Annotated in this window: 7 protein-coding genes; 4 read left to right on the top strand and 3 right to left on the bottom strand. The window is 66.4% G+C overall.

The genetic code is table 11. From position 1 onward, the window contains the following. A partial coding sequence (locus VK519_RS11105) for an ATP-binding protein (RefSeq protein ID WP_324349803.1) occupies positions 1-2857 on the bottom strand: 2857 nt, incomplete at its 3' end. Positions 2858-2970: 113 nt separating this feature from the next. On the opposite strand from VK519_RS11105, the gene VK519_RS11100 reads away from it, so the two are divergent. Then, a complete protein-coding gene (locus VK519_RS11100; protein ID WP_324349802.1) occupies positions 2971-3747 on the top strand; it encodes a ferredoxin--NADP reductase in 777 nt (258 codons plus the stop codon). Between the two features lie 18 nt (positions 3748-3765). Here VK519_RS11100 and VK519_RS11095 read toward each other — a convergent pair whose 3' ends face one another. Further along, entirely contained in the window at positions 3766-4344 is a 579-nt protein-coding gene (locus VK519_RS11095; protein ID WP_324349808.1) for an RIO1 family regulatory kinase/ATPase domain-containing protein, read from the bottom strand. A 139-nt stretch (positions 4345-4483) separates the two neighbouring features. Between VK519_RS11095 and VK519_RS11090 the strand changes: the two genes are divergently transcribed. Together VK519_RS11090 and VK519_RS11085 are read left to right on the top strand one after the other, a co-directional pair. Continuing rightward, positions 4484-5200 (top strand): PdaC/RsiV family protein, encoded by a 717-nt coding sequence (locus tag VK519_RS11090; RefSeq protein WP_324349801.1) that lies wholly within the window; start codon positions 4484-4486, stop codon positions 5198-5200. A 38-nt stretch (positions 5201-5238) separates the two neighbouring features. Then, positions 5239-5721 carry a DUF456 domain-containing protein gene (locus VK519_RS11085; RefSeq protein ID WP_324349806.1) on the top strand — a complete coding sequence of 161 codons (483 nt, stop codon included), beginning with the start codon at positions 5239-5241 and terminating at the stop codon, positions 5719-5721. Positions 5722-5725: 4 nt separating this feature from the next. Here the strand turns inward: VK519_RS11085 and trhA are convergent, their stop codons facing one another. Then, entirely contained in the window at positions 5726-6397 is a 672-nt protein-coding gene (gene trhA, locus VK519_RS11080; RefSeq protein WP_324349804.1) for a PAQR family membrane homeostasis protein TrhA, read from the bottom strand. 134 nt (positions 6398-6531) lie between these two features. On the opposite strand from trhA, the gene VK519_RS11075 reads away from it, so the two are divergent. Continuing rightward, on the top strand, positions 6532-6789 hold a 258-nt coding region (locus VK519_RS11075; RefSeq protein ID WP_324349800.1), incomplete at its 3' end, for a hypothetical protein.

Raw genomic sequence — 6789 nt, 5'->3', positions numbered from 1 at the left:
ACATGTATCGCAAGGCTTCCTCGCCGTCACTGGCCACGTCACAGGCGAACCCCAGCATGCGCAATTCCCGCACCAGCAGACGCTGGATCAGCGGCTGGTCGTCCACCACCATCACCAGGCGCCCTTCGCCAAGGGCAACTTCGCGCGATGGTGCCGGACGCGTCATGCGAACGCCTTCACCATCCTCCGCCTGGACATGTCCCTCGAGCACCTGCAGCGCGCGTCGAAGGGTGGCAAGCCTGGGCGGCCATGCCGGCAGCGTCGCCGTGCGCCCGGCGCCGGCCAGCTGCAACTGCGCATCGGCGGGGCGCGATGGATCGATGATCAGGGTAACCACGACACCGGCCGCCTGCGCGCCGTCTTCCGCGTGCAGCCCGGCGAATTGAAGATACGAAGCTACGCACTCGGCCAGCATGGGATCCTCCAGCTCCAGCCGAAACCTGCGTGGATCGGTGGCAGGCAGGATCGCTTCGACGGCGGCCTCGAAGGCGAACTCAAATCGCGTTCCCGCCCCGACGATGCTCGCCAGGGTTATACGGGCGTCCATCAATGTGGCGATGCGGCTGACGATGGCCAGGCCCAGTCCCGTGCCGCCGAAGCGGCGCTGGGTCGAGGCATCTTCCTGGGTGAAGGGTTCGAATATCTCCGCCTTGCGCTCCGTCGCAATGCCCACGCCGGTGTCCTGTACGACGATGGCCAGGTGCTGGGTGTCGGTCCCGCCGCCGGCCCAGGCAAGGTGCATGCGCACGAACCCACGCTGGGTAAACCTCACCGCATTGCCAGCAAGGTTGAACAATACCTGGCGCAAGCGCGCCGGATCACCCACCAGGCGCGCGCCGACACGGGCGTCGACGCTGGCATACAACAACAGGCCCTTGGCGCGTGCCGTGGCACCCAGGAGGCCGGCCACGTCATCGAACAGTGGCCGCACATCGAACGCCACCGCTTCCAGTGGCATCTGGCCGGCCTCGAAACGGGAGAAATCGAGCAGGTCGTCGATGATGCGCAGGAGGCCGTCGCCCGATTCGCGCATCACGCCAGCCATGTCGCGCTGGTCATCGTCCAACGATGTGCGTTCGAGCAGGTCCAGCATGCCCAGGGAGCTGGTCATCGGTGTGCGGATCTCATGGCTCATCATGGCCAGGAATTGTGCCTTCGAACGCGTGGCGTCCTCAGCCATGGCGCGGGCACGCTGCTCAGCCTCCACCGCGCGTCGCAGCTGCCGGTTGGCACGCAGCACGAAGATCACCACCAACACGCCCACCAGCAGGATCGGTACGCCGATCATTGCGATGTCGGCCCATGGCGTGGCATAGCTGTAGGTCGTGCGCATCCAGCGCGCACGGATCGCCTGGCTTCGCGCCGCGCTTACATCGCCAAGGACGCGGTCGATCAGGGGCACCAGCTGCGCCTGCGAAGGCACCACGCCGATGTGGACGCTCATGGTGATGCCCGAAGGACCGAGCACGCGCAGCTGGCCGGCGTAGTTGGCCTCGATGTGCTGCGATAACACCGATACCGTATCAACCACGGCATCCACGCGTCGTTCGGCCAGCGCGTGCAGTGCGTCATCGGTGTAGGGGAAGCTCACCACCTGGAGCGAGGGGACGCTACTGTGCAGGCGGGTGGCGATATCGAACGGCCGGTCGACCACCGCCACGCGCATACCGCGGAGGTCTTCCAGGCCCGACACGGGCTTGGCGTCGTTTCGCCCGACCACCACCAGTGGGGCGACTTCGTAGGCCCGGCTAAGCACCAGCCCGGCCGACAGGGGATTGTCGCGCGCCACGCCCACCAGCATCTGCACCTTGCCATCGGCGATCGCCTGCCGCGCCTCGGCCACCGTATCGACGTTGACGCGGCGCGTACGCAGGCCCAGGGCGCGGTTGAGTTCGGCGATATAGTCGGAGGCGACGCCCACGGGCACGCCGTTGCGGTCCATGTAGCTCATCGGCGCCCAGTCCGAATCGATGCCGGCACCGAGCACCGGTAGCGACTGCAGGAACTGGCGTTCGGCGGCACTGAGTGGCGTGGCCAGGCCCGCATCTTCGCTGGGCTCGAACACGGCCACCCAGCGCCCGGCGACGCGGCCCCTTGCCTCGTCGCCAAGCGCGTCGATGCGTGCCTGGAGTGCCGCTTCCAGGGGCTTGGCCCCACTTCCATAGGCGAAACCGTAACGTGCCAACGGCAGTGTGCTACGGCCGGTGTATTGCAGTTTGCCGGTGGCGACAAGGCGGTCGAGCTCGCGCACGGCCAGCAACGGGTTGGCCAGGTACACGTCGGCATGCCCCTGCACCACGGCGTCAAGCGCGGAGGGATCTTCCGGCACTCGCAACAGCGTCGCGTTCGGCAACGCCGCGACGATGATTTCCTCCGCGGGGCTCCCTGCCACGACGGCGATCCGGGCGCCCGCCAGCGCCGTGTCGTCGACGAAGCGCGAATCGCCATTGCGGACCACGCGCACGGGCGAGGCTGCAAGATAAGGCGCGCCGAAGTTGATGCAACGCATGGCGGCGGGCGTTGAGATCATCTCCGGGGCAATATCCACCGTGCCCTTGCACAAGGCATCGAGCAAGGCCTGGCGCGAATCGAACAGCACCGGCTGCCACGATACCCCCATCGATGGCAGGATCTGCTCCAGGAAATCGGCACCCACGCCCAGCAGGCGGCCGTTTTCCACTATTTGCATGGGCGGCACGCCGGTGCTCAGCGCGCCCACCCGCACCACCGGGTGCGCGCGAGCCCAGGCCGCATCCAGCCCTGAAGTGGCCTGCGCGTGCGCATGCGAGCCGAGGCCCATGGCCAGCACGGCAACCAGGTCGGCCACGAAGGCCGCCATCGAACGACGCTTGTCCATGGGATCCTTTCCCTGCCATCCAACAGGTACCAATGATCGCCGGACTGTCGCTCTGAAGCCAGCTATAATACGCAGTTGACTGGCGCAAGGGCGCCGCAGGAACTTTCCCTCCCATGGTCGCACTGGCAACCGAGCACGTCATCGACGTGCATCACTGGAACGATTCGCTCTTCAGTTTCCGCACGACCCGCGACCCGGGCTTTCGCTTCGAGAGCGGGCATTTCGTCATGATCGGCCTGGAAGTGGATGGCCGGCCGTTGATGCGCGCCTATTCGATAGCAAGCGCCCACTACGAGGAACACCTGGAGTTCTTCTCGATCAAGGTGCCGGACGGTCCGCTTACCTCGCGACTGCAACATCTCAAGCCCGGCGATCCGGTGATCGTGTCGCGCAAGCCCACCGGCACGCTTGTGCTCAACGACCTGAAGCCCGGCAGGCGGCTTTACCTGCTGGGCACGGGCACGGGCCTGGCACCCTTCCTGTCGATCGTGCGCGACCCGGAAACCTACGAACGCTTCGAGCATGTGGTGCTGGCCCATGGCGTTCGCAACATCGCAGACCTTGCCTATGCCCACTACCTCGAGCACGAACTGCCCGCCCACGACTACCTGGGCGATCTGGTGCGCGGGAAACTCATCTACTATCCCTCGGTCACGCGCGAGCCCTTCCGCAACCGCGGGCGCATTACCGATGCCATTGCCGACGGCGACATGGCGCGCGTGACGGGCCTGCCGCTGCTGGACCCCGTTCATGACCGCGTGATGCTATGCGGCAGCCCGGCGATGCTCGAGGACACCTGCGCCCTGCTCGATGGGCGCGGCTTCCACGCCTCGCCACGCACGCGGGAGCCGGGCGACTACGTGATCGAGCGTGCCTTCGTCGAGAAGTAATGCTTAGCCTACGGCGGACTAACGCCGGACCCGGCCCTGGCCTTCGTTGTCCCAGTAGCCGAAGAGCTTGCGCGCGACCAGCTTGTACAGGCGCTTGGCCGTCTGTCGCCACACCCTCGCATGCATCGCTGGTGTGGCAAGGATGTGCAGTTCACGGCGGGTAAGCAATTCCGGCACATAGGTGCGCTTGTGCTTGAGCAGGTGCCGGATGTCCTCGCGTGCCAGCAAGCGGAACAGCCGGCCGCGCCGACGACGCGTGAAGGCCAACTGGAAGTCCACCATCGCAGGCGTGCCATCGTCGCGTACCAGCCAGTTGGGCTCCTTGGCCAGGTCGTTGTGCACCACGCCGCGGCGGTGCAGCGAGGCCAGCAGGCGCCGGGCCTGGCGGAAATAGGCCCGGTTGCGCGGCTGGGCCTGTTGCATCGGGGCACCGGCCATGAAGCTCCGCTCGAGCACCCGGCCATCGAAGCGCAGCAGCCGCGGCACTCCGTCAATGCCCTCGAGGCGTTCGAGCGCCCTGGCCTCGCGCGCGGCCGCGCTCCGGGCGAAGCGGCGAGCCCACCAGCGGGCCGCGGCAATATCACGGACGATCAACATCACACCGCCGCGGCGGTGGCATTCGATCCGGCCCAGTTCATCGGCCTTGAGCAAGATGATCTCGTCCTTTTCCACTACATTCCTTCGCAAGTCACGCAACGTCGGGTAACGTGTCACACCATCAAGGGAGAAGGAACAGATGATGCAACGTTGGCTGGCCGTGCCGGCATCCTGCGCGGTGCTTGCCGCCTGCCAGGGCGGCCATGTACCGGGAGAAGCTGCGTCGACGCCTTCGGCCGCGCAGCATACCCAATACAGCGAGCCCACCCTTTACACCATCGAGGCTCGCCTGCCCAAGCTCAAGCCTGACTGGAGCCCGCTGCGGCAGGGCCTCGAGGCTTATGTAGCGCAGAAAAAGACCAATTTCCTCGCCGGATTGAAGCAACCCGGCGCGCGCGAGCAGGCCCATCAGCTGCCCTGGGACCTCGATCTCGACATCGAGGTGCTGGGCCAGACCGGACGCCTGGTGAGCGTACAGGCGCAAGGGTCGTCCTTCACCGGGGGCGCTCATCCCAGCCCGATCCTCGATACCTTCACCTACGACACACAGGCCCGGCGGCTGGTGTCGCTCGATGATCTCTTCACCGACGCGGCCGCCGCCGAATCGGCGCTGGCTGCGGAGGCGCGGCGGCAACTGTTGACGCGCCTGGACGACAACGCACCGCTGGCGTCCAGTGCGGAAGCGATCAACGACGGTACGCAACCGGGGCAGCATCACTTCGACGTCTTCACCCTTTCACCAGGCCACGATGGCCGTGCGAGCAGCCTCACCATCCTATTCCCGCCCTACCAGATAACGGCCTATGTCGCCGGTACACAGGCGGTAGACGTACCCGTCCGCATCTTCGCCCCATAGCTCAAACCGGACTATCGGGACAGCTTCGCCACGCCATGATCGACATCGTCCTATACGTGGTGGCGGCACTGCTGATGGTGGCGGGCGTGGCGGGAGCCATCCTGCCGGCGCTTCCCGGCATCCCGCTGATCTTCGCCGGCATCTGGCTGGCCGCCGGTGTCGACCATTACCGGCACCTTGGCCTCTGGTGGCTGGTGGCCATCGCCGTGGCCGGCGCCATCGGCATGGCCATGGACTTCATCGCCGGGCTCCTGGGCGCGCGCAGCGTCGGCGCCAGTGGCCGCGCGCTGTGGGGAGCGGCTATCGGCACGCTGGTGGGCATGTTCTTCGGCCTGCCCGGGCTGTTGCTGGGGCCGTTCATCGGCGCATTGCTCGGGGAACTGGCCTCGGGCACCAGCGTGCTGCGTTCGGCACACGTGGGCTTGAGTACCTGGTTCGGTATGCTGGTGGGCACGCTGGTGAAGCTGGTGATGTCCTTCGTGATGCTGGGGATGTTCGCCTTCGCCTTCGTGTTCGGCTGAACGCCTAGCCCGCGGGTGCGTCGGGCAATACATAGAGCAGCACGGCCAGGTAGTGCAGCACGCTGCCGGCCAACACGAAGAAATGCCAGACGGAGTGGTGATAGGGAAGCCTGCGGGCCAGGTAGAACGGCACGCCCGCCGTGTAGGCCACCCCTCCGGCAATCAGCAGCACCATGCCGCCGGTGGAAAGGCTCTCGCTCAACGGCTTGAAGGCGATCATCGCCACCCAGCCCATGGCCACGTAAAGGAACACTGCCGCCTTGCGGTAGCGCTTGAGCAGGCCCATTTCCAGCATGCTGCCGATGATGGCCAGGGCCCAGATGGTGCCGAAGAGACTCCAGCCCCAGATGCCCGGCAGGGCCAGCAGGGTGAACGGCGTGTAGGTGCCTGCGATCAACAGGAAGATGGCAATGTGGTCGAGCGTGCGCAGCACGCGCCTGGCCACCGCGCCGTGTATGGCGTGGTAGAGGGTGGATGTGGTGTAGAGCAGGATCAGCGTGCTGCCGAACACTGCGCTTGCCACCACCGCGCGCGCATCGCCAAACCGCGCCGCGAACGCCACCAGTACCGCAAGTCCGACGATGCTGAGCACGATGCCGATGCCGTGGATCAGGCTGCTGGCGACTTCGTCGCCGCGTCGATAGACGGGAGGGGCAACGCTTTCCTGGAGATTCATGCGCAACGTGAGGTGGCGCGCCAGGGTCGAGCGCATCGATAGAGGGTCACCCCCAGGCCTGGCTTTTGCAACCCCCAGCGAGCGGTGGCATTGTGTCGTCGGACGCCCTGCATGTACGGAAGCCGACACAGACAATGAAGACCGAGCTCCTGCTCCACGTGGCCCGCCTGCCCCTCCAGGGGGCGGCGATCGCTGCCGCCGTGGCCCTGGCCCAGCGCATGCAGGCGAGGCTGGACGCCTTGTTCGTGGTGGACATGCTGCCTGCCGCCTTCACGCTTCCCGAGGCCATGCCGTTACAGATGGACTCGGTGCGCCAGCGTGCCGACGAAGCCCGCGCGGCCAGCGGGGCATTCGATGCCGTGCTGGCCCAGGCAGGTCTTGTCGGCCGGTGG

Source organism: Pinirhizobacter sp. (genome assembly GCF_035317885.1).
GTDB lineage: Bacteria > Pseudomonadota > Gammaproteobacteria > Xanthomonadales > Rhodanobacteraceae > Pinirhizobacter.
This window is presented reverse-complemented; position numbering and strand designations above follow the sequence as displayed.